This window comes from Syntrophomonas palmitatica JCM 14374 (assembly GCF_001311885.1).
GTDB classification, from domain to species: domain Bacteria; phylum Bacillota; class Syntrophomonadia; order Syntrophomonadales; family Syntrophomonadaceae; genus Syntrophomonas_A; species Syntrophomonas_A palmitatica.
The window spans coordinates 87,971-114,940 of the sequence record NZ_BBCE01000001.1 but is presented as its reverse complement, the minus strand read 5'-3'; the positions used below and the strand labels follow the sequence as shown (position 1 = coordinate 114,940).

Sequence of the window (26,970 nt, the reverse complement as noted above, 5' to 3'; positions counted from 1 at the left end):
ATATATTTACTCTGGCCGGGATGTCAAGTATATGGGGTGGGTGATGGGACTCGAACCCACGACCCTCAGAGCCACAATCTGATACTCTAACCAACTGAGCTACACCCACCACGCGAGAGTAAAAGCTGGCGTCCCCGGAGGATTCGAACCCCCGACCCACGGCTTAGAAGGCCGTTGCTCTGTCCTGCTGAGCTACAGGGACCAATAATAAAATAAATGGAGCGGGTGAAGGGGATCGAACCCTCGCAACCAGCTTGGAAGGCTGGGGCTCTACCATTGAGCTACACCCGCCAGCAAAAAACATTATACATCTTTATTATGGCCATTTCAAGAACCAATTATAAAAGGTTGAAAGCACGCAAGGCAATTACAAGCAATCATTCCTTAAATAAACAATTGAATTATTTTAAGCACCTCATTCAAGAACTAAAATATATATTTGACCATACAGGATAAACAAGCTGATGATTATTGTCAAAATACTCGTTTCTATGACATAATGTTTGCATATTGCTTATATCAACGAGGTGTTTTTAATGAAATATCAGGATTTGTATCAGCGCAAGCTGGTTAGTGTAGAAGAAGCTTTAGAGAACATTAAAAGCAATGATGAAGTGGTTACGGCACTGGCAATGTGCGAACCGGCCACCCTTTTAAGCAGTCTGCATACTATAAAGGACCGGGTGGAAAATGTCTCCATCGTTAATGCAATGATGCAATATAAATATGATTTTTACATGAAACCTGAGATGAAGGGACATTTTATACTTAATAGCTGGTTTTACACCGAAGGCCCCCGGGCTGCGCACGAATTGGGAACAGTTTCTTATGTTCCCATGCAGCTGCATCAATTCAGTAAAAAACGTATGGCTTTTCGTACTCCCCGAATTTTTATGGGCTGCGTATCCCCTATGGATAAACATGGCTATTTTTCTCTTTCACTTAGTACCGTAATCGAAAAGGATTTTATTGAAAATGCTGATGTTGTTATCATGGAAGTTAATCCTCGTTTGCCAAGAACCTGCGGCGATACCAATGTGCATATAACAGATATAGATTATTTGGTCGAAAGCGAGAGGGAACTGCCTGAATATCCTTCCGCAATTCTTACCGAAAAGGATCACATAATAGGTGAGTACGCTGCTGAACTTATTGAAGATGGTTCTACCATTCAGATTGGGTTCGGCAGTATACCAGGCGCTATAGCCACAGCCTGCGCCACAAGAAAGATCTGGGTGTGCATTCAGAGATGTTTACCGATTCTATACTGAATCTTTGGGATGCGGGAGCTGTTACCAATCGCAAAAAAACCCTCTGGAAGGATAAATTTATCGCTGATGTGGCTATGGGTACCAGAAGGTTATATGATTTTCTCGATCAAAATATTGCCGTAGAGTTTCATCGAGGCACCGTAGTAAACGACCCGGCAGTGATTGCCCGTAATAATAAAATGGTGTCCATAAATTCAGCTCTGCAATTTGATTTAACCGGACAATGCTGCGCAGAATCTATTGGTTCCCGGCTTTTCAGCGGTACCGGAGGCCATAAGGAATTTATTCATGGAGCATTAAATTCTCCTGGAGGCAAATCTATACTTGCATGTTATTCTACAACTGCCAAAGACACTGTTTCGCGAATAGTGCCCCGGTTTGATCCTGGAACCGTGGTTACTACCTCACGGGTAGATGTGGATTATGTTATAACGGAATATGGAGTAGCCTGCCTGCGCGGGCGTTCTATTAGGGAAAGGGTGCAGGAAATGATAAATATATCCCATCCCAATTTCAGGGATTACCTGCGCAGCGAGGCTGACCGGCTGCAGATGTGGTAACAATGGACATAATAATTTAATTTTAATCTGTGTAAATCTGTGATAAATAGGCCTTCTTTATCTGCTAGTTAGATTTTTTCTCACTGCTCCAGGCCTCGTAGAGCAGATACCCGCCGCTGATGTTTCTGACGTCATAACCGTTTTCACGAAGAATACGGCTGGCAATATAGCTTCTCTGGCCCACCCGGCAGTAAACCATTAATTCTTTGCCGCGAGGAATTTCGTCCAATCGTTGGCGCAGTTCATCGACCGGAATATTAATGGCTCCGGGTACCATCCCGGAAGAAGTTTCCGCAGGGGTGCGCACATCAATCAGCATAGCCCCTGATTTTAATTTCTCTTCTACATCAGGCCAATATATAATACTTACTTTGCCATCCAATATGTTGCCCGCTACATATGCGGCCATGTTTACCGGATCCTTGGCGGAAGAAAAAGGTGGGGCATAAGCCAGTTCCAGTTCTTGCAGCTGGTGTACATTCAAACCCGCGTATATGGCTGTGGCTATAACATCAATGCGTTTATCCACACCTTCGGAACCTACGATCTGCGCACCGAGAATCCTGCCGTCTTCAGGAGCGAAAATTAATTTCATATGCAGCAGATTAGCGCCGGGGTAGTAGCTGGCATGGGAAGCCGGATGCAGATGACAGCAGAGGTATGATTGAACGTTAGCCTTGAGCTGTTTTTCATTAATGCCGGTTGCAGCCGCATTCAAATCCATTACTTTTATAATTGAAGTTCCCTGAATGCCGCGGTAAGGCCGTGGTTCACCGGCAATGCTGCTGGCTGCCAGCCATCCCTGACGATTTGCCGGACCAGCCATAGGAAAATGCCGGTTTTGCGAAGTGTTTACATCGCGCACTTCGATAGCATCTCCGGCCGCAAATATATAGGGATCAGAAGTACGCAGGTACTCATCTACAAGTATCCCGCCCCTATCGCCTATTTTCAGCCCGCATTTGTCAGCCAGCCAGGTTTCAGGTTTTACCCCCAGACCTATGACCACTAATTCAGTCGGTAATTCTTGCCCATCATCCAGCTTAATGTTTTTTATAAAAGGTTCCCCTTCCAGTTCCAGGACTTTGCGTCCCAGCTTCAGGTCGACACCCAGTTGGCGCAGGTACTTTTGCACAAAAGCGGCCATTTCAGGGTCCAGCATATTTAAAATCTGATTAGACGCCTCCACCAAAGTAACTTTTAGACCGGCAGTATAGAGCATTTCCGCCATTTCAATACCGATGAACCCGCCGCCGATGACCACGGATTTTTGCGGTTGGTGTTCCAAGATATAGCTTCGAATCTGATCAGTATCGGGAATGTTGCGTAATCTGAAAACATTATCCCGGCCCGAACCGGCCATGTTAAAGTCCACCGGGGCGGCCCCGGGAGAAAGCAAGAGGTAATCGTAGTCTTCACGATAGATTCTGCCGCTGGTTAAGTCGCGAATTTCTATTTCTTTAAGTGAGGGGAATATTTCGACTGCTTCACTCAAGGTTCTGACTTCGATATTAAAACGGGCCTTCATGGCTTGCGGAGACTGCAAAAGCAGGCTGCCGCGGTTTTTAATTACCCCGCCTACGTAATAGGGCAGTCCGCAGTTGGCAAACGAAATATATTCACCTCGTTCAATAACTATTATCTCCGCTTTTTCATCCAGCCTGCGCAAACGGGCTGCGCAGCTCATACCCGCTGCCACTCCTCCGACTATTAAAACTTTATTGCTCATCTTATTGCCTGGCGCTAAAACAAATGATATTTCTCGTTTAACCGCCCAGGCTTCACCCCTCTTTCCTGTTTGTTATTTTGGCTTTGAAGTGAAAGATTAATGAAGACTCTGGATTAAAAGTATGTGAAATAAGACAAGAGGTCAAGCGGGTTTCATCAATAAAAAACGCCGCGAATGGGCGGGATAAATTCTTACTGGTCGGGGCGACAGGATTTGAACCTGCGGCCTTCTGATCCCAAATCAGACGCGCTACCAAGCTGCGCCACGCCCCGAGCTTTTTTATGATAACACCCGGTCTGAAAGAATGTCAATTTCCTGTGTACTATAAATTATGGTTCTTCAATTCCCATTTTTATCTCCAGGGCCTTTTGCAGGGCCTGCATGGTTTGCGGTCCGGCGGTTCCGTCAGGCACGAGGCCTGCTGAACGCTGGAAATCAATCAGGGCATGTTTGGTAAGCCGGCCGAAATAACCGTCAATCTTTCCGTGCAGATAGCCCGATGCTTTTAACTGCCATTGCAGGCTTTCCACATCTTCGCCGCGCATTCCGCTGCTCAGCAATCTTTGACCGGGATTCTTGCCGATAGTATGGACAGGGGTGCCGATAGGGGTCAGGTCGTATATTTCTATTACATCCTTATTATACATACGAATACATCCATGGCTTACAGCTTTACCGATTGATTTCGGGTTATTGGTGCCGTGGATGCCGTACCCGCCCCAGGGGACCGACAGCCTCATCCAGCGGGCGCCGAAAGGTCCACCGGGATTCATGGTTTTCTGTACAATAGTCCAGTTGCCTATGGGAGTCGGGGTAGAAGGTTTCCCAACGCTACCGGGTAGGTTTTGTTTAATGTAGGTGAAGAAAAATACAGTTTTCTCTTATCAACATTTACAGTTATACTGGTGGTTTCCGCTGATTTGTTAATTTCCACATCAGTATCCCCGAATCCTGTTACGAGACTAAGGCGGTTCCAAGTTTCCGGGCCCACTACTCCATCTGCTTTAATTGACTGTGATGATTGAAAATCCTTTACCGCTGCTTCACTGGTCTTGCCAAATATACCATCAAGCGGACCTTTATAGTATCCCGAATTTTTTAAAGCGGTTTGTAAATTCAAAACGTCAGGACCCTGCAGATTAGGGCTGACTCGATACAAATACCGGCTGCTATACACCATTTTTATTACATCCTCCACATATAATTTTCATGGCTCTATTTCATATTTATGAGATTGGTGTTTGTTTTGTCTCCATTCTGGACTGTCAAAATAAAATTTTACTCCCAGGAGGAATTAGCATACTTATGTGGAAATATATGGTTATATATGTGCGGGGTGGGATGAAGATGACGGTTGATGATAGTATGGAAAAATTACTGACGCCCATTAAAGAAAAGATTTTACGTAATGATATCAGTTCTGCTCTGGAGACATTGCTTCTGACTGCAGAACATATAACTGAAAACCAGTATATAACCAATCTGCTGGGACGTTGTTATTACATACTGGGTGAATTCGAACGTGCGCGGGCTTGTTGGAACAAGAGCCTGGCTATCGATCCTGAGAATCATGAAGCGCTTGAGAATTTGGAAAGGATAAATCAACCCGCTTTTAACTTCTGGTTGAAAAGATACCAGGAAGCGGCTGCAGAAGTGGAAAGCCGTAATTATAACCGCGGCCTGGAATTATTGCAGGATCTGATAAGGGAAAATGATGGTATTGTTTCTGTATATCAGCTCCTGGGTTTTTGCCATCTGGCCGGGGCGGATCTGGATGCGGCCTGCAGGACCTGGCAGCATGGCTTGAAATTGGATCGCAGCAATCCATTACTAATTAGATACCTGGAGCTTTATCAGATTGATGAAATCCCCGATTCACCTGTTAACACGAAAAATGAAAAAAACGGAGGACTTCGGTGGGTATGGGGACTTACGGCAGCTATAGGAATGGCCGTATTAATTTGGTTGGGCAGTAATGCACACATGTCTCTACTGCCGGATAGAAATTTGGCGGGAACGACAGGAATAAAAATAGCGCGGGAAAATAGGCACAATGTCAGCCTGGTACCGGCGCTGAAAATCCAGACTCCGACAACGCCGGATAAAACCCATGCGCTGGCGGAACCGGCAAAGACAACATCACTTGAGCAATTCAACCAAACATTGCTGAATGAAAAAGAAGAACTATTATATTACAGCGGTTATAAAGCTTATGATGAACATGATTGGGAACAGGCTGTAGATAAGCTGGGAATCGTAGTTAAAATGCAGACGGGAAGTTATCTTAACCGGGAGGCTTTATATTTTTTAGCTCGAACCTATTTCCTGCAGGAGAACTATGCTAAAGCCCGGGAGTATTTTACAAGATATTTAGCGGAGTTCCCTTCCAGCAACTATTATGACGACAGTCTCTTTTATTTGGGATGCAGCGCCTATAAAGACGGAGACGTAAAGACATCGGCAGCGGCCTTCGAGGCATTAGCCAAGCTGATCCGCTGAGCGGCTATCTCACTACACCTGCCTATTATGCGGTCATGCTTAAAAAATAACGTACGGCCTGGGTGAAACTCGATATTTTTGCTATTATATAATTAGAGTTTCATAGCAGGGGGAAATGGAAAATGCGGAATAAACCGCGGGCCTGTTTTGTCATGGTTTTGATATTCCTAACCGTATGTACGGGCAGTTCTGCTGCTAAAACTATTAAAGAAATACCTACCGATACCCAGGTTATTCAAGAAATGACCAAAGGTAAAATAAAATCCACTGTTACTCAAGAAGACGAGAGACTGACGGAATTAAAACATTGGAAATACGGCCAAAAGAGCATAACTAAAACGTCAAACAGAACGGCCATAAAACCGACGGCTGTGAACTCGCCCGGTATTGTTAGTTCTAGTTCCTCGGGAACGGGCTGCCAGCCGCTGACGATTTACTTTCCCAGTGAAACAGAAATACGTATTCTGACCGAGGGGTTAATAAAACTCGGGTACCTGAAAAAAGCCACTTCTAATCAGCAAGAATTTATAAACGCTCTCAACACATTCCGCCACGACTATAAAATAAAATATAATAGTGACATTAATTTAGAAACCTTTAAAAAACTGCAGTCCCAGAAAAAATAGCCTTAAAACCGTTTGAGGCTTGACTTATAGGTTTGTAACCCTTATTCTTTTAGGTATGAAAAACATGTGCGGAAGTGGCTCAGTGGTAGAGCATCGCCTTGCCAAGGCGAGGGTCGCGAGTTCGAATCTCGTCTTCCGCTCCAAATGAATTCATACCCTGGCATATGCCGGGGTGTTGTATTTATTGCTGTTTTAGGGTAAATTCTTTAGAGGATGCCTTACCCGGGCAGCCCATTATGCGGTAATAATAGTAATAATAGTTAGGAGGCACATAAGTGGAGGCTAGGTTAGAAAAAATAGAGAACAGCGAGGCCTACATAGAGATTACCGTAGACGCCGAGCATTTTGAAGAAGGTCTGGAAAAAGCTTACCGTAAGGTGGTAAAGCAGGTAACCATACCTGGTTTTCGCAAGGGCAGAGTACCCCGGGAACTGCTGGAAGCCCATTATGGTAAAGAGATTTTGTATCAGGATGCTTTGGAATTCATTATTCCTGATGCTTATGCTTATGCTATTGAGGAGTTAGATATTGAGCCCATTGCCCAGCCGGATTTTGACTTCAGCGAACTCGAAGACATAGAAGCCGGAAAAGAATTTAAATTTAATGCCCGGGTTGCGGTCAAGCCAGAATTTGAACTTCCTGATCTCACCGGCCTGGAGATAACAGCCCCTAACTTCAGTATCACAGATCAAGATGTTGAAAAGCGTTTGCAGGATATGCAGAATCGTTATGCCGAATTAGTGGAGAAAACTGAAGAACCCGCCGTAAACGGTGATGTTGTGGAAATTGATTTTGAAGGTTTTGTGGATGATACAGCATTTCCAGGCGGCAAAGGTCACAATTATGAGCTGGAATTGGGTTCGGGGACCTTTATTCCCGGTTTTGAAGAGCAGCTTTTAGGCATGAAAGTCGGTGAAAGCAGAGATATAAACGTGACCTTCCCAGAAGGCTATCATGCTGAGGACCTGGCTGGCAAGGATGCGGTTTTTAAAGTTGATTTAAACAAGATTACCTCCCGCAAACTCAGGCCTTTAGATGATGAATTCGCCCAGGAAGTAAGTTCCTTTGATACTATCGAGGAATTGCGTCAGGATATTAGAAGCGGCCTGGAGAAGATGAGTGAGGCCCGAAGAAAGGAAATGCTCAAACAGGAAGCAGTGAGCAGGGCATTGGAGCGTTGTGACATAAGTGTTCCTGATAGTGTGGTGCGTGCCCAGCTGGAACGCATGTTGGAACAGATGGGGCAGAGACTTTCAGCCAGGGGCTTAGTCTTGAACAGTATTTTCAGTACACTCAGAGTACGGTTGAGGATTTTAACCAGGAAATGTGGCCTGAAGCCTTACGCATGGCCAAAACCAATTTCTTGTTAGAAAAACTTATTGAAGAAAAAGGTTTTACTGTCAGTGATGAAGAAATAGATAACAGGATAGCTGAAGCCGCAGCAGATATGGGCCTGGAATTAGAGCAGGTAAGAAACAGCTTGATGCAAATGAAAGAAGGCATTGAAATCACTATTAAAACTGATAAAGCTGTAGACTATCTTATTGAAAACGCGGTTATTAAGGAACAAGAATCTAATTTAGGCGGTCTGTCTTCTGAAAACCAAGCATTATAGTGGAGAGTCTAAAATAATTAGAATAGTATAAAGCTATAAACAAATAATTTAGGAAGAAGGTGATCATTATATCTTATTTGGTACCAATGGTGGTTGAACAGACTAACCGGGGTGAGAGATCCTATGACATCTATTCCCGCTTATTGAAAGACAGGATTGTCTTTCTGGGCAGTGCCATTGATGATAATGTAGCTAATCTTATTATCGCGCAATTGCTTTTCCTGGAAGCTGAAGATCCGGATAAGGATATTTCGCTGTACATTAACAGCCCGGGAGGCTCAATCAGTGCCGGGATGGCGATTTACGACACTATGCAGTATATCAAGCCTGATGTTTCAACCATTTGCGTCGGCCTGGCAGCCAGTATGGGAGCATTTCTCCTTGCTGCTGGTCAAAAAGGCAAGAGATTCGCATTACCTAACGCTGAAATAATGATTCACCAACCTATGGGGGGGACTCAGGGCCAGGCAACCGATATTGAAATCCACGCCAGGCGCATAGTGGCCATGAAAGACAGTCTGAACCGCATTCTGGCTGAAAGAACCGGTCAGAAACTGGATAAAATTAAAGCCGATACTGAAAGAGATTATTTTATGTCAGCCACAGAAGCCAAGGAATATGGGATTATCGATGAAGTGATCACCCAGACCAAAAAGGCCGCTAAGAAATAAGGTTTCTTAGAAAGAGGTGACGATATGCACAGATATGGAGATGAAAAAGGACAATTGAAGTGTTCATTCTGCGGTAAGACCCAGGAACAGGTTAAGAAACTGGTGGCTGGACCCGGTGTTTACATCTGTGACGAATGTATCGAACTCTGTAACGAAATCATTGAGGAAGAACTGGCAGATGATCTCGGTTTTGAAATGGGCGATATTCCAAAGCCTATAGAAATCAGAGAAATTCTTGATGACTATGTCATCGGCCAGGATAAAGCTAAAAAAGCATTGGCCGTAGCTGTATATAACCATTATAAACGCATTAACCTGGGCATGAAACTTGATGATGTCGAACTGCAAAAGAGCAATATTATTATGCTTGGTCCTACCGGCAGCGGTAAAACCCTGCTGGCCCAGACCCTGGCGCGTATACTCAATGTACCTTTTGCCATCGCCGATGCCACCTCTCTTACTGAGGCCGGTTATGTCGGTGAGGATGTAGAGAACATTCTGCTCAAACTGATTCAAGCTGCGGACTATGACATCGAAAAAGCGGAAAAAGGCATTGTCTATATTGATGAGGTTGACAAGATAGCCCGCAAAACAGACAATCCCAGTATAACCCGTGATGTTTCAGGCGAAGGTGTCCAGCAAGCGTTGCTGAAGATACTGGAAGGCACCGTAGCCAGTGTTCCTCCCCAGGGGGGAAGAAAACACCCGCATCAGGAATTTATACAGATAGACACTACCAATATTCTGTTTATCTGCGGTGGAGCCTTTGAGGGTATTGATAAGATTATTCAAAATCGGGTGGGCCAGAAGGTAATGGGTTTTGGCGCCGATATTCAAAGCAAAAAGGAGAAACCCATCGGCGAAATCTTAAATATGATATTGCCGCAGGATCTCTTGCGGTATGGCTTGATTCCTGAATTTGTCGGCCGGGTACCCTTAATTGTAACCCTGGAAGCCTTGGACAATACCGCTCTGGTGCAAATACTTACGGAACCTAAGAACGCCCTGGTGAAACAGTATAAAAAACTGTTTGAACTGGATGGGGTTGATCTGGAGTTCAAAGACGACGCTCTGCATGCCATTGCCGAGGAGGCTCTGCGCCGCAGCACCGGCGCACGGGGTTTGCGGGCCATTATCGAGGATATTATGCTGGAAGTAATGTATGATGTTCCTTCCCGTTATGATGTAACCAAGGTAGTCATCACCAGAGACGTAATTGAGAAAAAGGAAAAACCTTTGCTGGTGACTGTGGATGCGCGGCGCAAAGTCAATTAGCTTTTGTTAGCGTAATCAAATATGGCCGCAGGTAACAACCGTAAGCAAAAAAGCCATACAAGGGATTAATCTGTGTTAATCTGTGGCTATTTTCTTACTAAAATTGTATTACAGGAAAAAGGCAGCATAAGCTGCCTTTTTTTACTGCTTGATTTTATAATCCAAACTGTTGCTGCGGGAATAATAAGAAAAAAGTTCTTAGGAAGGGTAATAAATATTATGAACGAGTTTTTTATTAAATACGGCAGCATATTATATCTTGTTCAGTTTTTCTTTGCGGTAGTTATCGGAGTATACTTTTGGAGTTTGCTGAAGAACCAGCAAAGCCGTAAAACGGTAGTATTAAGAGAATCACAAAAAGAAACGGTAAAATTAAAGGAAATGCGTAATGTTCGTTTGACTGAACCACTATCAAGCCTCACTCGTCCTTCCAGTTTAAATGATGTAATCGGGCAGTCGGAAGGAATTGAAATACTGCGTTCAGCTCTATGTGGTTCAAATCCCCAGCATGTAATAATTTATGGACCGCCTGGAGTAGGCAAAACCGCCGCGGCCAGGCTGGTATTGGAGGAGGCCAAGACATCACCCCTTTCACCTTTTGGCAAAAATGCCTCTTTTGTAGAAATCGATGCCACCATCAGCCGTTTTGATGAACGTAATATAGCCGATCCTCTTATCGGTTCCGTGCATGATCCTATTTATCAGGGCGCTGGCGCCATGGGGGTGGCGGGTATTCCACAGCCCAAACCCGGTGCCTGTACCAAAGCTCATGGGGGTATGCTTTTTGTCGATGAGATTGGTGAGCTTCATCCCTTACAGATGAATAAGCTCTTAAAGGTATTGGAAGACCGCAAAGTGATGCTGGAAAGCGCCTATTATAATCCTAATGACAGCAACATACCAGAGCATATTCACGACATTTTCCGCAATGGCCTGCCGGCTGATTTCAGGCTGGTGGGAGCAACTACCAGGATGCCGCAGGAACTTCCGCCTGCTCTACGGTCCAGGTGTCTGGAAGTGTTCTTTTTACCCTTGGAAAAAGATGAACTGCATCAAATAACAGTTAACGCGGTTAAGAAGTCGGGTTTGCGATTGAAAATGAAGCCCTGGAAGAAATAACTCGTTATGCCAGCAACGGCCGGGAAGCGGTCAATATAGTCCAGCTGGCCGCAGGTATCGCTCAGGTTGAAAAGTCAAATGTTATTAGTCTCAAAATTGTAGAAAAAGTGTTAAACAACGGGCGTTTTTCACCGCGTCCGGATATCAGGCCTTCTGGTGAACCTGCGGTCGGCATAGTGAACGGCCTGGCGGTTCATGGCGCCAATGTCGGTACCTTGATCGAAGTTGAGGCTAATTCGGTCTGGGCTGATGAGGGAAAGGGACAGTGGACTGTTACCGGAGTGGTTGAAGAGGAACAGATGGGCGGCACTGAACACCGCATTACCCGTAAGAGCATGGCTAAAGGAGCAGTGGAAAATGTACTTACGGTCTTAAAATCACATTGCGGGTTAAATATAAACCAGTATGATATTCATTTGAATTTTCCCGGAGGAACTCCTATCGACGGGCCTTCAGCCGGCATAAGCATGGCTACCGCCATTTATTCTTCAATAAATGGCCGCAAAGTTGACAACTTCTTGGCAATGACCGGCGAGTTATCGGTTCACGGTCTGGTTAAACCGGTGGGCGGGGTTATGAGCAAGGTTGAAGCAGCCAGGCGGGTCGGTATCAAGCGGGTTTTGATTCCCAGTGACAACTGGTTGAAGATATTTGACACCTTTGCAGGCATGCAAATAATACCCGTTAAAAATATAATGGAAGTACTGGAGCAATCCTTTGTGGATTGATTTAAAACAGCCGCAGATTAACCTTGTCAAGATTTATCGACTGTAGGGTAAGACAACGTTATAACCGGATTCCACGTATCTATAGAAAGCCCTTATTTTTCTTGAATTCAATGTGGTTTACAGCCATTTTTGATAAAAATATTTTTAAAATAAATCAGCGAATTCGAAATTCCTGATTCCCAATCTTTAATTATTCTTGCTTTGTTGCGTGGTGCAGGGACATATAGTAGAATAAATTTGCCTGGGAGGTGTTGGTTTGACAGAAATGAATAATTTACGAGAAATACCGATGTTACCCCTCCGCGGGGTTTTGGTTTTTCCTTATACTGTCATTCATCTGGATGTGGGACGGAAAAAGTCTATAAATGCTATTGAAGAAGCTATGCTTGAGGATAAGGAGATCTTTCTGGCTACACAAAAAGAGGCCCAAACTGATGAACCAGATGAGGGTGATATATTCGATGTAGGAACGGTAGCAGAAGTTCGACAGATTTTAAAAATGCCCGGCGGCACTATGCGGGTTTTGGTTGAAGGTCTCTATCGTGCCGAGATTAAGGGTTATATCAGCCACGATCCTTATATAAAAGTAGCTGTACAGGAATACCGGGAAGATGAAAACCAAAAGGGTTCCGAACAGGAAGCCTTGATGCGTACCCTGGTTTCACAGTTTGAACAATACGTTAGAATAAGCAAGAAAATACCTCCGGAAACTGTGGTTTCCGTAGTGTCCATAGAAGAAGCCGGGCGTCTGGCGGACGTAATCGCTTCTCATCTTACTCTGAAAATCAATGAAAAGCAAAAAATCCTGGAAGCCCGTGATGTGGCGGAAAGGCTTAATTACTTATGTGAACTTTTGGCTAAAGAAATGGAAGTACTCGAACTGGAGCGCAAGATCAATATTCGCGTACGCAAACAGATGGAGAAAACCCAAAAAGAATATTACCTGCGCGAACAAATGAAAGCTATTCAAAAGGAACTGGGTGACAAAGATGAACGCGCCGCCGAAGTGGAAGAATTAAAGCGCAGTATTGATAAAGCCAACCTGCCAAAAGACGCCCGGGAAAAAGCGTTCAAAGAACTGGAACGCCTGGAAAAGATGCCTCCTATGGTGGCAGAAGCGGTAGTGGTCAGAAACTATCTGGACTGGATGCTGTCATTGCCATGGTCGGTTGAAACCAGGGACCGCTTGGATTTAAAAGTTGCGGAAACAATACTGAATGAAGATCATTATGGATTGGAAAAACCGAAAGAACGCATTCTGGAATATTTGGCTATTCGTAAACTGGCCAAAAAAATGAAAGGCCCCATCCTTTGCCTGGTGGGTCCCCCGGGGTAGGCAAAACATCCCTGGGAAAATCCGTAGCCCGTTCATTAGGACGCAAGTTTGTGCGTATGTCCCTAGGCGGAATCAGGGATGAAGCTGAGATAAGAGGCCATCGCCGTACCTATGTGGGATCAATGCCGGGGCGTATTTTACAGGGTATGAAAACGGCCGGTTCACATAACCCGGTTTTCCTGCTGGACGAAATCGATAAGATGACCATGGACTTCAGAGGCGATCCCGCCTCGGCCCTTCTGGAGGTATTGGACCCCGAACAGAATTTTACTTTCAGTGATCATTATCTGGAAATACCTTTTGATTTATCCAAGGTTATGTTTATTACTACCGCCAATTCGGTTTATAACATACCCCGTCCTTTGCTGGACCGTATGGAAGTAATTGATATAGGGGGATATACGGAAGAGGATAAAGTTCATATTGCGATCGATTATCTGATCCCCAAACAGGTTAAGGAACACGGGCTTAAAAATAATAATATAAGTTTCTCTGAAGGGGCCATTCGCAAAATTATCCGTGAATATACGCGTGAAGCGGGAGTGCGCAGCCTGGAGAGGCAGATAGCTTCTATCTGCCGTAAAGTAGCCCGTGAAGTGGTAGAAGATAAAGATTTTCATGCAAATGTTACGGTAAACTCAATAACCAAATATTTGGGAGTGGCCAAATACCGTTTCGGGGCCGCGGAAAAAGAAGAACAGGTAGGGGTGGCTACCGGTTTGGCCTGGACCGACAGCGGCGGAGATATTCTATCCATTGAAGTAGCTTTGCTGAAAGGGAAAGGCAATTTGACCCTAACCGGCAAATTGGGGGATGTTATGAAGGAATCCGCCCAGGCCGCTTTAACCTATGTGCGTTCACGTGCTGATTCTTTAAGTATCAGCGATGAAATCCAGGAAAAATACGATGTTCATTTACATGTTCCTGAGGGCGCTATCCCTAAAGATGGACCTTCAGCAGGGATTACTATTGCAACCGCCCTGGCTTCGGCCATGTCCGGGCGGGCAGTCCGTAATGACGTGGCTATGACCGGCGAGATCACTCTTAGAGGCCGGGTTCTTCCCATAGGCGGCTTGAAAGAAAAGGTCCTGGCTGCCCATCGTGCAGGGATTAACACCATTATTTTACCCAGTGATAATAAAAAGGATCTTACCGAGATACCTGAAAACGTTAAAAAGAAAATGAATTTTATCATGGTTGATCACATGGATGAAGTCCTAGCCGAAACCCTGGTGTATGACAATATGCACTGAGGCGCCGGGGGGAGGGTATTGTGCCCATAATAATTAAATCTGCTGAATTCAAAGGCTGTTATGCGGATTTCAAACAGCTTCCGAATGAGAACTTGCCGGAAATCGCGCTGGTAGGGCGATCCAATGTGGGCAAGTCTTCTTTGATTAATAAAGTGGTTAATCGTAAAAATTTGGCTAAATCAAGCTCAACTCCGGGTAAGACCCGAACGATTAATTATTATCTTCTTAATCAAGCCTGGAATATGGTGGATTTACCTGGTTACGGCTATGCCAAGGTTTCTAAAAGTGAGCAGCAAAAATGGGGGCGTTTTATCGAGAAATACCTAGCAGAACGGACCCAGCTCAAAGGTGTTATCCAGCTTTTGGATATACGTCATGAACCAACTGATAATGACCGGCTTATGCAGGAATGGCTCCTGCATAACGAAATTCCTATTTTAATTGTCGCAACCAAGGCGGATAAAATATCCCGCGGAGCCAGAAGCAAACACCTGGCGGCTATCAGACGGGTTTTACAGCTTCCTGCCGATCAAAGTCTTATCTGCTTTTCAGCCGAAAACGGCGAAGGGGTGGAAGAGGTCCTAAACGCCATCGAAGAGCTGTTGAAAGATTAACGGGGACAAAAACCGCGCAAACCGGCTAGGCAATTCTTAATCTCATATATTCCACAAGCTCACGCGCTTCTTCATTTTGAATTTTACTCTCCATCTGCGCCAGCATTCTTTCCAAGCGTTCTTTCCCGTCAGATTCTTTTAATATCTCCGCAGGGGTTTTCCCCTCCAGTTCGGGATGACTGGCAGCCAGCCATTTTTCGGTTTCCCGGTCTTTTATCACTGTAAACCACAGCCCCATCATATTCACAGGCGGGGCCTGGTTCATAAAAGTGTCACTGAGGACGGTGAATTCCAAGTCAGGTAACGATGAATGTATCAAGTTCCGCAACGCTTCTATATCCTCCAGAACCTCGGCACTGATAATAAGGTTTTCGCCTGCCAGCACGATGCGGATATAGCCGCGATCATTGTCCCGGGGCTTGAACCATTTCAGTCCTGCGGTTTCGTGCCAGAGAATATAGTCATTGGAACTATTTAAATTCTGGGCTAAGGCTTCAGCTTCATCGGGATTGATATGGGCAGCGGCAATATGGTTCAGATTAATAAAATTTTTCTTAAAAGCATGGTTAAACAGGCCAAAGGATAGTTCGCCATTGAACTTTAACAGACTGATAGCTTTAGTATTCTGTACCTTGGCGGCATGATTAATATGCTCTGTCAGGAAATCCTTTTGACCCGCGTCATTTTCCAGCATTAATACCATGCCTGAAAAAAGATTGGCATCGGCCATTTGCACTACCCGGCCCAGAATAAGCGCTTCCGGTTTATCGTCAGATTCTTCCCAGGGTTCCTTCAGCAGGACTTCACATTTTTTATCTAAAAAAATATCTCTTAATTCAAGATAAAAATCTTTTGCGGCCACCACTTCATATACAGATAAATATGAAAGGTTCATGGCCGCCAGACAATCTTTCAGAGGGCCTTCCATATATTCCCCATTATTTTTTAGATACTGGTACCCCAGGGTATCTGCTTCATCATCCATCTGGTCAAACCATAACCAGTCAGAGAATAAAGTCTCATGTTCAGTGGGGAGTCTTTTTTCTACTGTGAAGCGCAGAAAATGCTGCAGGAGTTCACGCCGCACGCGCTTGATTTCATTGCCGTAAAATTGGTCAAGTTTTATTTTAACTGCGGTCATAAGATTGCTGTACTTGGTAAATAAATCAGCTGATGGCTCAGTGTATTCAGCTACAATTCCGCAGCATTTCTTATACTTTTTGCCGCTGCCGCAGGGGCAGGGATCATTGCGACCGATTTTTAATGATTGCATTTATAATTCCTCCATTTAATAAGAAAATAACCACAGATTAACATTGATTTTGTTTTGAGGTTTTGGCTGCGGTAAGAACTTGATACCCATATTTTAGTTTGGACTGTGGACATAATTATAATGACTTTAATGAATATTATTTAGCTTAGCATAGCCTTTGCCTGTGAACAAGGCTGGCTGTTTAAGCAAATTTTGAACAATATCAATTGATGAACTATAATACATAATAATTATGAATTATTACAAGAGTAAAAAGAAATAGATAATCAACCATAGATCAGAATCACGACCTTATCCAAACCGGTCTTAATAACAGCAATATATTTTGAGGAGGTTATTTATGTCTGACGAAAACAAACTGGCCAGTGTTTATAATCCTGAGAATGTCGAACGAAAATGGTATGAATATTGGAGAAGTCAGAACTGCTTCGCGCCCAGCGATGATCATACCAAGAAATCGTTTTCTATAGTAATGCCGCCCCCTAATGTAACAGGATCACTGCACCTGGGACATGCTCTGGATAACACCCTGCAGGATATACTTACCCGCTGGAGGCGCATGCAGGGTTATAATACCCTGTGGCTGCCCGGTACCGACCATGCCGGAATCGCCACCCAGGCTCGTGTAGAAGAATCCCTGAACAAAGAGGGCTTGAGCAAGTATGACCTGGGGAGAGAGAAGTTCTTAGAACGGGTGTGGGAGTGGAAGCGTCTTTACGGGCAGCGCATTACCGACCAGCTGACCCTTATGGGTTCATCCTGCGACTGGAACCGGGAAAGGTTTACTATGGATGAAGGATGCTCCAAAGCGGTGCGCGAGGTTTTTGTCAACCTGTATAATAAGGGCTTGATATATCAGGGCGACTACATAATCAATTGGTGCCCGCGCTGCCACACAGCTATTTCCGATATTGAAGTAGAACATGAGGAAAGCGACGGCCATCTCTGGCATATTAAATACCCGGTGGAAAACAGCGAAGAATACCTGGTAGTGGCTACTACCGCCCGGAAACCATGCTCGGGGATACGGGAGTCGCGGTTCATCCTGAAGATGAAAGATACCGCCATCTAATTGGCAAAAACGTGGTTTTGCCTTTGATGAACCGGGTTATTCCTATATTTGCTGACAGTTATGTAGATAAGGAATTCGGTACCGGTGCGGTCAAGGTAACCCCGGCCCATGATCCCAATGACTTTGAAATGGGTCTGCGGCATGGATTGGCACAGATTGTGGTTATGGACAACTACGGAAATATGAATGAGAATGCCGGTGCCTACCAGGGCCTGGAGCGTTATGAATGCCGTAAACAGGTGGTGGCGGATCTTACGGCCCAGGGGTTATTGTTAAAGGTTGAAGACCATCGTCATGCGGTGGGGCACTGCCAGCGCTGTGACACGGTTATTGAACCGCTCGTTTCCCGGCAGTGGTTTGTGAAAATGAAACCTTTGGCTGAACCGGCTATTCAGAAAGTACTGGACGGAGAAATCCGTTTTATACCCGAACGCTTCACAAAAATTTATATAAATTGGATGGAGAACATCCGCGACTGGTGCATTTCACGCCAGTTATGGTGGGGACATCGTATTCCGGTTTGGTATTGTCAGGATTGCGGAGAAGTGATATGCAGCAAAGAGGACCCTGAACGCTGCACTAAATGTGAATCCGCACAGCTCAGGCAGGATGAGGATGTGCTGGACACCTGGTTCTCCAGCGCCCTCTGGCCGTTTTCCACCATGGGCTGGCCGGATGACAGTGCGGATATGCGCCATTTTTATCCGACCAGTGTTCTGGTAACCGGTCGGGATATTATCTTCTTCTGGGTGGCGCGCATGATTTTTTCAGGTATTGAGCACACCGGAAAAGTGCCTTTTTATGAAGTCAATATACATGGCTTGATTTTAGACGCTCTGGGGCGTAAGATGAGCAAATCCCTGGACAACGGCATTGACCCCATTGAGGTTATAGAAAAATATGGGGCTGACACCCTGAGATTCTCCCTTATAACCGGCGTAACCCCCGGCAATGATGTGCGTTTTCACTGGGATAAGGTTGAAAATACCCGCAACTTTGCCAATAAAATTTGGAATGCTTCCCGGTTTGTGCTCATGAATCTTTATGATTATGAAGCAACTGTAATTAGAGATGATGAACTGCTTCTGGTAGACCGCTGGATGCTGTCGCGGCTTAATCAGACCGCCGAAGAAGTAACCCGTTTAATGGAAAAATATGATCTGGGCGAAGCGGCCAAGACCCTGTATGAATTTATATGGGATGAATTCTGCGACTGGTATATTGAATTGGCCAAACCCCGGCTTAATTCAGGCAGCCCCCGGCAGAGACTGGTTGTGCAAAACCTGCTGAATGAGGTTTTAACTACTGCCTTGCGTTTGCTGCATCCCTTTATGCCCTTTATTACTGAGGAAATTTATCAATTCCTGCCCGGTCACAGCAAAACTATTATGCTGGATGATTGGCCGCAAAAGGATGATAGACAGATTGATTTAACCGCGGTTGAATCCATGCGCAAAATTATGCAGGCTATCCGCAGCCTGCGCAACATTCGCGCCGAATTTAACATTCCTCCGGGAACATCTTTAAATGTGATTGCTCTGGCAGGTGAACCCGGCCATCGCCAGCTGCTCTCCGAAAACCAGTCGTATCTGATGCAGATGGCTAATATTAGAGAGATTGAGATAGTAGAGAACCTGACGGTTAAACCCCAAAAGGCTTTAAGCGCGCTTACTGTCATAGCGGAAATATATGTGCCTCTGGAGGGCGTAATAGACCTGGAAAAAGAAATGGCTCGTTTGCACAAAGAACTGAAAGGCGCGCAGGGGGAACTGGAAAAAGCCGAGGCCAAATTAAAGAATGAAACCTTCCTGGCGCGTGCTCCTCAAGAAGTAATAGAAAAAGAGAAGGCCAAAGCTGAAGAAGCCCGCATTAAAAAGGAGGGCATAATACAACGTCTGCAGATCTTGAAAGAAAAATAGGCGCTATCCTGCAAGAAATCAGCGCTCCCGGAGTCATTCCCGGCTTGGATAGGATTTATCATCTACTGGACTTAATGGGAAATCCGCAAAAGGCGGTTCCCTGTATTCATGTGGCGGGTACAAACGGGAAGGGTTCAACTTCATTAATAATTGCCTCTATCTTGCAGCAGGCCGGTTACCGGACAGGTGTTTACAGTTCTCCCCATATTCATTCCTACCGTGAGAGATTTAGAATTAATGGGCAGGAGATCTCATATGATGATCTCCTGCATGATCTGGCAGAAGTAAAACGCAGCGTGGATTCTTTGCACAGGCAAAACGGCCCTATCCCCACTGAATTTGAAATCCTTACCGCTCTGGGATTCAAATATTTTAAAAACCAGCAGGTTGATGTGCTGCTCCTGGAAGCGGGGTTAGGGGGCATCTATGATGCCACTAATGTGGTGGATCCACTGGTTGCGGTAATTACAGGCATAGATTATGACCACTGCGATTACCTGGGGGAGAGCCTGCAGGAAATCGCCTGTAACAAGGCCGGAATAATTAAGGCTTACCGGCCGGTAGTTGCCGGCCTAATGCCTAATGAAGCCTTTAAGGTTATTAATGATACCGCCCGCCCCCAAAACGCTCCTTTGTACAAGTCTGACATAGTACAGATAAAACGCCGGGGTTCAGCTGGTCTTGATGGTCAATGGCTGGATATAAACTATGGGCAAGAAAGATTTGCTGATATATTCTTTGCCCTGCTGGGAGACTACCAGCTTGAAAACCTGGCCACAGCTTTAACGACTGTAATGATTTTGCAGGACCAGGGCTTTAATATCCCTGCCGCAGCCGTAAAAAACGCTCTGGCCGGGTTAAAACACGCCGGACGCATGGAGATAATATCTACACAGCCCCTGGTAATATTGGATGCCGCACATAATCCCCAGGGAGCCCGCGCCCTGTCACAATCCCTGGAGCAGCTTCTTCCCGGAAAAACAAAGATATTGGTTTGCGGATTGCTGGATGATAAAGACCTGGAAAATACCCTGGCGCCCTTAATGCCTTGCACCAGACTGTGCGTTGTTACCCGTCCGGCCAGCCCGCGCGGCAGAGGGTGGCAGAGGATTGAGGGTTTTATAAACAAACATTATCCGGGTATGGAACATATGCTCATTGAAGACAATAGTAAAGCGGTGGAAAAGGCACTTGGTTTAAGGAAGGAAAATGAATACCTTCTGGTAGCGGGGTCTTTTTATATACTTGACCAATGCAGAAGGTATTTATTGACTCAACCTTCGTAATGATAGAATTGCAAAGCCGGTGCAAAAATTGAGTTAAGTATTTATTAACGAATTTATAACATATTCTTAACAATGACTTGGAACCCTATATTTTATAATGTATACAAGAATAATGCGGATTTATTGAGGAGGTACAGGAGTGGTTTTTAGATTAAAGCCACGTGATGAACGCTTTTTTGTGTATTTTGAACAGCTTGCGGAAGCTATCTATGAAGCCAGTATGATCCTGAAAGGATTTCTGGAAAACCAGAGTGATGCCGCTTCCAACCTGGAAAAGATTAACAAAGTCGAAGACCGGGGCGATGAAGTTGTGGCTCATGTCATGGAGCGTATCAATGCTTCACTGATAACTCCCTTTGATCGTGAGGATATTTTGCTGCTTTCCCGTGAACTTAACAATGTAGTTGATCATATTCAAGGCACCATGGAAAAGATCGTGATCTTTAAAGTGGGACAGCCCAAGGATATGTACGTACTGAAATTGGTAAATGTGCTGGAGAAAGCAGCCCTTGAAATCAAGTCCGCCGTTAAAAGCCTTCCTCATGTTAGGGTTAAGAGTTCAGAAATTATTGAATCATGTGAAAAAATTCGTTCGTATGAACAAGAAGGGGACTATCTCTACCGTGCAGGGATAGCCCTTCTTTTTGAGAAAACGGAAAATGTAATTGATATCATCAAATGGAAGGAAATTTATGAACACCTGGAGACTACCCTGGATTACTGTGAAAATGTGAGCAATATACTTAAGGGAGTAGCAGTAAAATATGTTTAGTTTAGCCCTGGTAATCATTGTAGTATTGCTTGCTCTTTGTTTTGATTATGTAAATGGTTTTCACGATACCGCCAACGCGATCGCCACCTCGGTATCTACAAAAGCGTTGTCACCGCGGGCAGCTATTATTGTGGCTGCCAGTCTTAATTTTGGGGGGGCTTTGAGCGGAACCGCGGTAGCCGCAACAATAGGTAAGAGCATTGTTGCCCCTCAACAGGTAACGGCGGAGGTGTTGATAGCTGCGCTTATAGGCGCTATCTTTTGGAATGTGTTTACATGGTATTTCGGTATTCCCAGCAGTTCATCCCACGCCCTCATAGGAGGGTTGACCGGAGCGGTTATCGCCGGGTTTGGCTTTTCCGCCGTGCAGTGGCATGGTTTCTTAAAGATATTTACCGGGTTGGTGACATCTCCTGTAGTGGGACTGGTTGCGGGCAGTCTGGTTATGACCTTGTTATTCTGGTTATTTCGCGGATTATCTCCCGCCAAAACCAACAACAGATTCCGTAAATTGCAGATTCTATCGGCCTGTATGGCAGCATTCGCTCATGGTTCCAATGACGCGCAGAAATCTATGGGAATAGTAACCATGGCTTTAGTCAGCGGCGGTATAATAGGGAGTTTCAGTGTTCCCCTCTGGGTTAAAATCGCATGTGCTTTAGCCATGGCAGCGGGTACGGCAGCCGGAGGATGGAAAATAATTAAGACCATGGGAGGCAAGATTTTTCGTATCGAGCCCATTAATGGATTTGCGGCTGATTTCACCTCTTCGCTGGTTATTTATATGGCCAGTCATATAGGTGTTCCGGTAAGTACCACGCATGTAGTTTCTTCATCGATAATGGGAGTAGGCGCAGCCAAACGTCTGAAGGGCGTGCGCTGGAATATTGCCCGCCAAATTGTAATGGCATGGTTTATTACCATACCATCATCAGCTCTTGTATCTATTCTTGTTTACAAGCTCGTGACAATGTTAGTATAATAAGGAATGTCCTTTCAGTTTGAAAGGAATTTTTTAATTTGGGCTGTATTTTTCTGTTCGATTGTACGAATTAACTTATATATACTCCCTGTAAGGAAGTGAAGAATTGAAGGCATATAAAATTCCTGAGGCTACGGTAATGCGTTTATCGATTTATTCGCGTTATCTTCATCAGCTGCTGGAAGAAGACATAGAAACCATATCATCAGGAGAAATAGCCGAGGGGGTAGGTGTAAGTTCGGCTCAGGTGAGGAAAGACCTGGCTTATTTTGGCGAATTCGGAACCCGCGGAGTGGGTTACAGAGTTGATGAATTGTATGGACACCTCATGAAAATACTGGGATTGGATCGCAGCTGGAATGCGATCATTATAGGAGCAGGAAAACTCGGTTCTGCTCTGGCTCTGTACCAGGGATTTGCTGAACGTGGTTTTAATATAAAGGCCATTATTGATGTTGATCCTAACAAAATCGGCGTCAGGCTGAATGACATGGAAGTCGAATCTATAGAATTCCTGGAGCGCCGCGTAAAAGAAGAACGAATAAGCGTAGGTCTGATTACCGTACCGGCAGCAGTCGCCCAGGAAGTTACCGATCTGCTGATCGAAGCGGGAGTAAAAGCCATTTTGAACTTTTCGCCTCGGGTACTTAAGGTCCCCAGCGATATAATTTTACGAAATGTTGATTTATCGGTAAACCTGGAAGTCTTGAGTTTTAATCTGGCTTATTATAAAAGCACAATATAGTTTTTTATTCAGTTATGTGATATGCAACCAGGGAGAAGGCCAGAAATACAGGCGTTCTCCTTCTTCATTTCGCTTGTTTTTGTCTGAAGCTAATGCTACACTTTTAGAATAAAAAACCGGAGGTAAATTCTGTGGCAAATGGAACCCGTTCCTATCCAGGATGGCAGGTTTTGCTGCTGCTTATTATTCTGGGCGGAATTATAGGCGGCTGGATTGGAGACGCTATAATAAAAGTGTGGCCTAACCTCGCTATGATGGGCAAGGTACAGAGCATAGGCGTACCAAATTTTAGCGTTAATCTCAAGGTGTGTACTTTCAGTTTTGGTTTTATGATGCACCTGAATTTATTTGCCATAATAGGTTTTGTGTTGTCTTACCTGGTCTATAAGCGCCTCTAGCCAGGATGAAAGGTATACTATATGAATGATATTATACTCGCTTCCGCATCACCCAGACGTGCCCTGCTGCTTCAAAATCTGGGCTTAAGATTTATTACCCGGGCGTCTGATATCATTGAGGAACATATACCCGGGGAAACACCTGCTGACATGGTTAAAAGGATTGCCCGGCAGAAGGCTTTGGAAGCAGCTTCTTTTTTTGATAGTGGTGTAATAATTGGCGCAGACACGATTGTTGTCCAGAATGACAAGATTATGGGCAAACCAACCAACGAAGCTGAAGCGTTTGCTATGCTAAGTTCTCTCAGCGGCCGGACACATCAGGTGCTTACCGGTATTTGTATTAATAACTTGAACAATGGCAATTGTGAAAGCGAGGTTGAGGAAACCAGGTTTATTTTCGTTCCCTGGACCCTGATGAAATAATTTCCTACATTCAAACCGGGGAAGCGATGGATAAAGCGGGTGCCTACGGAATTCAGGGAAAAGCTGCACTCTTTGTAAGCAGAATTGAAGGCTGTTATTTTAACGTGGTGGGGCTGCCTTTGAGTCGCCTGGGCTTGATGTTAAAAAGACAGGGAATCCATTTACTGGGGTGAGCATATGTATCCGGATAAAATGAGCATTAAGGAATTGCCGGAAACCATGCGCCCGCGGGAGAAACTTATAAACCGCGGCGAATCCAGCTTGGATGATTATGAGCTTTTAGCCATCGTACTGGGCAGCGGCAGCCGCTATGAAAACGCAGTAGATTTAGCCAGGAGGTTATTGAGCCAGCATGATAATAAGCTGCGTTTTCTCATGGAAGCCAGACTGGAAGAATTAATGCAGACCAATGGCATAGGACCCGCTAAAGCGGTTTCCATAAAAGCGGCTATAGAGCTGGGACGGCGTATTATAGGTTCGGTGGAAACTAAGCGGACGATTAAATCTCCGGAAGATGTGGAGGAAGTTGTTAGGGAAATAGCCGCACAGGAAATGCGTTTCTTTGACCGGGAGCATTTCCGGGTTATGTACCTCGATCGCAAGGGAGGGCTGTTAGCTTGGAGGAAATTTCCGTCGGCGGGCTTAGCAGTTCCAGCGCCCACCCGCGCGAGGTATTTAAAAGCGCGGTGAGACGCAGTGCCGCCTCAATTGTTTTAATACATAATCATCCCAGTGGTGATGAACGCCCCAGCCCCGAAGACATAGAATTAACCCGCCGTATGATTGAAGCTGGTCGTATAATAGGCATTGAAGTTCTGGATCATGTCATCATCGGCGAAAAAAATCAGTGCAGCCTGAAAGCTAGAGGACTAATATAAGTATATAAAGTAGAAGGAGGCAGCAACATTGTTTGGAAAAGATTTAGGTATAGATCTGGGTACTGCCAACACCCTGGTTCATGTTAAGGGTAAAGGCGTAGTATTGACGGAACCATCTGTGGTGGCTATACAAAACGATACCGGCCGGGTTTTAGCGGTAGGGGATGAAGCCAAGCAGATGATTGGCCGGACCCCCGGCAATATAGTAGCTATTCGCCCTATGAAAGACGGAGTCATCGCTGATTTTGACGTTACTCAGGCTATGATCAGATATTTTATAAATAAAGTGTTAGGGTCCAGAAATCCGCTGGCTAAGCCGCGGGTCATCATCAGTATACCCACAGGCTGTACTACGGTAGAAGAAAGAGCGGTGCGCGAAGCGGCTTTACAAGGGGGAGCCAGGGAGGCGTACCTGATTGAAGAACCGATGGCCGCTGCTATAGGCGCCGGTTTGCCGGTTCATGAACCTACCGGCAACTTAATCGTAGATATTGGGGGAGGCACCACAGAAGTGGCTGTAATATCCCTGGGAGGTATTGTAACCGCCAAATCGGTAAGGGTAGCCGGAGACAATATGGATGAAGCAATTTTGCAGCATCTTAAGAAGAACTATAACCTGCTTATCGGTGAACGTACGGCTGAGGATATTAAGATTTCCATAGGATCAGCCCTCTGGGATGGGCCAGAGGAATACTATGAGGTCAAAGGCCGGGACCTGGTTTCGGGTTTGCCTAAGACGATTCGTATTTCTTCATTGGAGGTTCAACAAGCATTAAAGGAAACTGTCGAACAAATTATCGAAGGCATAAAAGTATGTTTGGAAAAAACTCCTCCCGAATTGGCTTCAGATATTATTGACCGAGGAATTGTCATGGCTGGAGGCGGCGCTCTGTTGCGGGGCCTGGATAAACTGGTGAGTCAGGAGACCAATATCCCCGTATATGCTTGTGATGATCCTTTGCTGGCGGTGGCCAGAGGGACAGGCAAGGTTCTGGAAAATATTGAGGTATTAAAGAAGGTTCTGGTTCCGGCCAAGAAAAATGTCTAACCAGGGTGAGAATTTTGTTAAAGCTGCTTAAGAACAAGTACTTCTGGCTTGTACTGGCAATCACTGTCACTACATTTTTTCTTATAAATCTTACGGCTGCACGCCGGGATAATATAAGCTTTCCGGAAAAAATGCTTAGAGACACCTACACCCCTTTACAAAGCGGGCTTAGCAGTCTCAGGTTCAATTGGGCCGGGCTAACCGCGGCCTTTAACGATAGGCAAACCCAAAACCGCAGGTTAGAAAGATTGCGTGAGGAAAACCAGCGACTGCAGATAGAAAATCAGATGCTGAAAGAATATAAGGCTGAAGCTCAGCGCCTTGAAAAGATTTTACAGTTTAAGACCGCTCAAAATGATAAATTTCAGCTGATGTCCGCGCGGGTTATAGCCCGAAGCCCCAATAACTGGTACAATTATATAATTATTGACTGCGGTTTGGAGGATGGCCTTAAAAAAGATATGCCTGTAATCAGTCCTCAGGGCCTGGTAGGAAGGGTAGCTACAGTCAGTCAGAACTCAGCCAGGTATCATTAATTACTGACCGGGAGATGGCGGTGGGCGCTATACTGCAGAAAAGCCGCGAGGCTAGAGGCATTGTTGAGGGATTGGGTAAGAGTACATTTTTAAGCATGGCCAACATACCATATTATTCATCAATAAAAAAAGGCGACCAGGTTATATGTTCAGGTTTATCTTCACAATATCCCAAAGGGATTAGAATCGGAAAAGTAATCAGTGTATCAAGGGAACCCAGCGGCCTTTTGTTATCAGCCCGTGTAAAACCCGCGGTTGATTTTGATAAACTGGAAGAAGTACTGGTCATAATCAACTACAAAAATGTTGTAGAGAATGTGGAGGCTGAAGAGGACTAAT

Annotated in this window: 19 protein-coding genes, 5 tRNA genes and 7 pseudogenes; 22 read left to right on the top strand and 9 right to left on the bottom strand. The window is 45.1% G+C overall.

What is annotated here, in order from left to right:
- Nucleotides 1-32 precede the first annotated feature (32 nt).
- From JCM14374_RS00630 to JCM14374_RS00620, 3 genes are all read right to left on the bottom strand, one after another.
- A tRNA-His gene (locus JCM14374_RS00630) sits at nucleotides 33-109 on the bottom strand.
- Nucleotides 110-126: 17 nt separating this feature from the next.
- A tRNA-Arg gene (locus tag JCM14374_RS00625) sits at nucleotides 127-202 on the bottom strand.
- Nucleotides 203-217: 15 nt separating this feature from the next.
- Nucleotides 218-291: transfer RNA gene (locus tag JCM14374_RS00620), tRNA-Gly, on the bottom strand.
- 245 nt (nucleotides 292-536) lie between these two features.
- On the opposite strand from JCM14374_RS00620, the gene JCM14374_RS14200 reads away from it, so the two are divergent.
- The gene (locus JCM14374_RS14200) at nucleotides 537-1,271 is read left to right on the top strand and encodes a hypothetical protein (RefSeq protein ID WP_242848743.1); all 735 of its coding nucleotides are present in this window, start codon (nucleotides 537-539) and stop codon (nucleotides 1,269-1,271) included.
- Complete coding sequence (locus JCM14374_RS14195; protein WP_242848742.1) at nucleotides 1,250-1,831, top strand: acetyl-CoA hydrolase/transferase family protein; 582 nt, start codon at nucleotides 1,250-1,252, stop codon at nucleotides 1,829-1,831. Before JCM14374_RS14200 ends, JCM14374_RS14195 begins: the two co-directional genes overlap by 22 nt.
- A gap of 64 nt (nucleotides 1,832-1,895) precedes the next feature.
- Here the strand turns inward: JCM14374_RS14195 and JCM14374_RS00610 are convergent, their stop codons facing one another.
- The 4 genes from JCM14374_RS00610 to JCM14374_RS14185 all read right to left on the bottom strand — a co-directional run bounded on the left by JCM14374_RS00610 (nucleotide 1,896) and on the right by JCM14374_RS14185 (nucleotide 4,740).
- The gene (locus JCM14374_RS00610; RefSeq protein ID WP_054692063.1) at nucleotides 1,896-3,560 is read right to left on the bottom strand and encodes an FAD-dependent oxidoreductase; all 1,665 of its coding nucleotides are present in this window, start codon (nucleotides 3,558-3,560) and stop codon (nucleotides 1,896-1,898) included.
- Between the two features lie 195 nt (nucleotides 3,561-3,755).
- Nucleotides 3,756-3,832, bottom strand: a tRNA-Pro gene (locus JCM14374_RS00605).
- 57 nt (nucleotides 3,833-3,889) lie between these two features.
- Entirely contained in the window at nucleotides 3,890-4,348 is a 459-nt protein-coding gene (locus JCM14374_RS14190) for a L,D-transpeptidase family protein (protein WP_242848761.1), read from the bottom strand.
- 11 nt (nucleotides 4,349-4,359) lie between these two features.
- Nucleotides 4,360-4,740 (bottom strand): peptidoglycan-binding domain-containing protein, encoded by a 381-nt coding sequence (locus JCM14374_RS14185; RefSeq protein ID WP_242848741.1) that lies wholly within the window; start codon nucleotides 4,738-4,740, stop codon nucleotides 4,360-4,362.
- Nucleotides 4,741-4,907: 167 nt separating this feature from the next.
- On the opposite strand from JCM14374_RS14185, the gene JCM14374_RS00595 reads away from it, so the two are divergent.
- From JCM14374_RS00595 to yihA, 9 genes and pseudogenes are all read left to right on the top strand, one after another.
- On the top strand, nucleotides 4,908-6,059 hold the full coding sequence (locus JCM14374_RS00595; protein ID WP_172674111.1) for a tetratricopeptide repeat protein: 1,152 nt from the start codon (nucleotides 4,908-4,910) through the stop codon (nucleotides 6,057-6,059).
- A gap of 122 nt (nucleotides 6,060-6,181) precedes the next feature.
- Nucleotides 6,182-6,685: a hypothetical protein gene (locus JCM14374_RS00590; RefSeq protein WP_054692057.1), complete on the top strand. Its 504-nt coding sequence runs from the start codon at nucleotides 6,182-6,184 to the stop codon at nucleotides 6,683-6,685.
- Nucleotides 6,686-6,753: 68 nt separating this feature from the next.
- Nucleotides 6,754-6,828: transfer RNA gene (locus tag JCM14374_RS00585), tRNA-Gly, on the top strand.
- A 132-nt stretch (nucleotides 6,829-6,960) separates the two neighbouring features.
- Nucleotides 6,961-8,300 (top strand): annotated as a pseudogene (tig, locus tag JCM14374_RS00580) (trigger factor).
- Between the two features lie 68 nt (nucleotides 8,301-8,368).
- On the top strand, nucleotides 8,369-8,971 hold the full coding sequence (gene clpP / locus JCM14374_RS00575) for an ATP-dependent Clp endopeptidase proteolytic subunit ClpP (protein WP_157048888.1): 603 nt from the start codon (nucleotides 8,369-8,371) through the stop codon (nucleotides 8,969-8,971).
- A 24-nt stretch (nucleotides 8,972-8,995) separates the two neighbouring features.
- Nucleotides 8,996-10,246: an ATP-dependent Clp protease ATP-binding subunit ClpX gene (gene clpX / locus JCM14374_RS00570; RefSeq protein ID WP_054692054.1), complete on the top strand. Its 1,251-nt coding sequence runs from the start codon at nucleotides 8,996-8,998 to the stop codon at nucleotides 10,244-10,246.
- A 219-nt stretch (nucleotides 10,247-10,465) separates the two neighbouring features.
- Nucleotides 10,466-12,093 (top strand): annotated as a pseudogene (lonB, locus tag JCM14374_RS00565) (ATP-dependent protease LonB).
- 265 nt (nucleotides 12,094-12,358) lie between these two features.
- Nucleotides 12,359-14,682, top strand: a pseudogene (lon, locus tag JCM14374_RS00560) (endopeptidase La).
- Nucleotides 14,683-14,708: 26 nt separating this feature from the next.
- Nucleotides 14,709-15,296, top strand: coding sequence for a ribosome biogenesis GTP-binding protein YihA/YsxC (gene yihA, locus JCM14374_RS00555; RefSeq protein WP_054692364.1), 588 nt, complete (start codon nucleotides 14,709-14,711; stop codon nucleotides 15,294-15,296).
- 25 nt (nucleotides 15,297-15,321) lie between these two features.
- Here the strand turns inward: yihA and JCM14374_RS15475 are convergent, their stop codons facing one another.
- Nucleotides 15,322-16,437 (bottom strand): MbcA/ParS/Xre antitoxin family protein, encoded by a 1,116-nt coding sequence (locus tag JCM14374_RS15475; RefSeq protein ID WP_500797383.1) that lies wholly within the window; start codon nucleotides 16,435-16,437, stop codon nucleotides 15,322-15,324.
- Nucleotides 16,438-16,494: 57 nt separating this feature from the next.
- Nucleotides 16,495-16,563: pseudogene (locus tag JCM14374_RS13895) on the bottom strand (SEC-C metal-binding domain-containing protein); the annotation flags it as partial.
- Nucleotides 16,564-16,909: 346 nt separating this feature from the next.
- On the opposite strand from JCM14374_RS13895, the pseudogene JCM14374_RS00545 reads away from it, so the two are divergent.
- From JCM14374_RS00545 to mreC, 11 genes and pseudogenes are all read left to right on the top strand, one after another.
- Nucleotides 16,910-19,560 (top strand): annotated as a pseudogene (locus tag JCM14374_RS00545) (valine--tRNA ligase).
- Nucleotides 19,561-19,604: 44 nt separating this feature from the next.
- The gene (locus JCM14374_RS00540; RefSeq protein WP_054692049.1) at nucleotides 19,605-20,846 is read left to right on the top strand and encodes a bifunctional folylpolyglutamate synthase/dihydrofolate synthase; all 1,242 of its coding nucleotides are present in this window, start codon (nucleotides 19,605-19,607) and stop codon (nucleotides 20,844-20,846) included.
- Nucleotides 20,847-20,985: 139 nt separating this feature from the next.
- The gene (locus JCM14374_RS00535) at nucleotides 20,986-21,618 is read left to right on the top strand and encodes a DUF47 domain-containing protein (RefSeq protein WP_054692047.1); all 633 of its coding nucleotides are present in this window, start codon (nucleotides 20,986-20,988) and stop codon (nucleotides 21,616-21,618) included.
- Nucleotides 21,611-22,600, top strand: coding sequence for an inorganic phosphate transporter (locus tag JCM14374_RS00530; protein WP_054692043.1), 990 nt, complete (start codon nucleotides 21,611-21,613; stop codon nucleotides 22,598-22,600). Before JCM14374_RS00535 ends, JCM14374_RS00530 begins: the two co-directional genes overlap by 8 nt.
- 106 nt (nucleotides 22,601-22,706) lie before the next feature.
- Nucleotides 22,707-23,345: a redox-sensing transcriptional repressor Rex gene (locus tag JCM14374_RS00525; RefSeq protein ID WP_054692041.1), complete on the top strand. Its 639-nt coding sequence runs from the start codon at nucleotides 22,707-22,709 to the stop codon at nucleotides 23,343-23,345.
- Nucleotides 23,346-23,476: 131 nt separating this feature from the next.
- Nucleotides 23,477-23,743: a DUF4321 domain-containing protein gene (locus JCM14374_RS00520; protein WP_054692038.1), complete on the top strand. Its 267-nt coding sequence runs from the start codon at nucleotides 23,477-23,479 to the stop codon at nucleotides 23,741-23,743.
- 21 nt (nucleotides 23,744-23,764) lie between these two features.
- A pseudogene (locus tag JCM14374_RS00515) lies at nucleotides 23,765-24,342 on the top strand (Maf family protein).
- A gap of 4 nt (nucleotides 24,343-24,346) precedes the next feature.
- On the top strand, nucleotides 24,347-24,859 hold the full coding sequence (locus tag JCM14374_RS00510) for a JAB domain-containing protein (protein WP_369397246.1): 513 nt from the start codon (nucleotides 24,347-24,349) through the stop codon (nucleotides 24,857-24,859).
- Complete coding sequence (locus tag JCM14374_RS15470; protein ID WP_369397245.1) at nucleotides 24,787-25,047, top strand: JAB domain-containing protein; 261 nt, start codon at nucleotides 24,787-24,789, stop codon at nucleotides 25,045-25,047. The genes JCM14374_RS00510 and JCM14374_RS15470 overlap by 73 nt, the downstream gene beginning before the upstream one ends.
- Nucleotides 25,048-25,075: 28 nt before the next feature.
- Complete coding sequence (locus JCM14374_RS00505) at nucleotides 25,076-26,095, top strand: rod shape-determining protein (RefSeq protein WP_054692035.1); 1,020 nt, start codon at nucleotides 25,076-25,078, stop codon at nucleotides 26,093-26,095.
- A 131-nt stretch (nucleotides 26,096-26,226) separates the two neighbouring features.
- Nucleotides 26,227-26,969, top strand: a pseudogene (gene mreC, locus JCM14374_RS15465) (rod shape-determining protein MreC).
- Nucleotide 26,970: the final 1 nt, after the last annotated feature.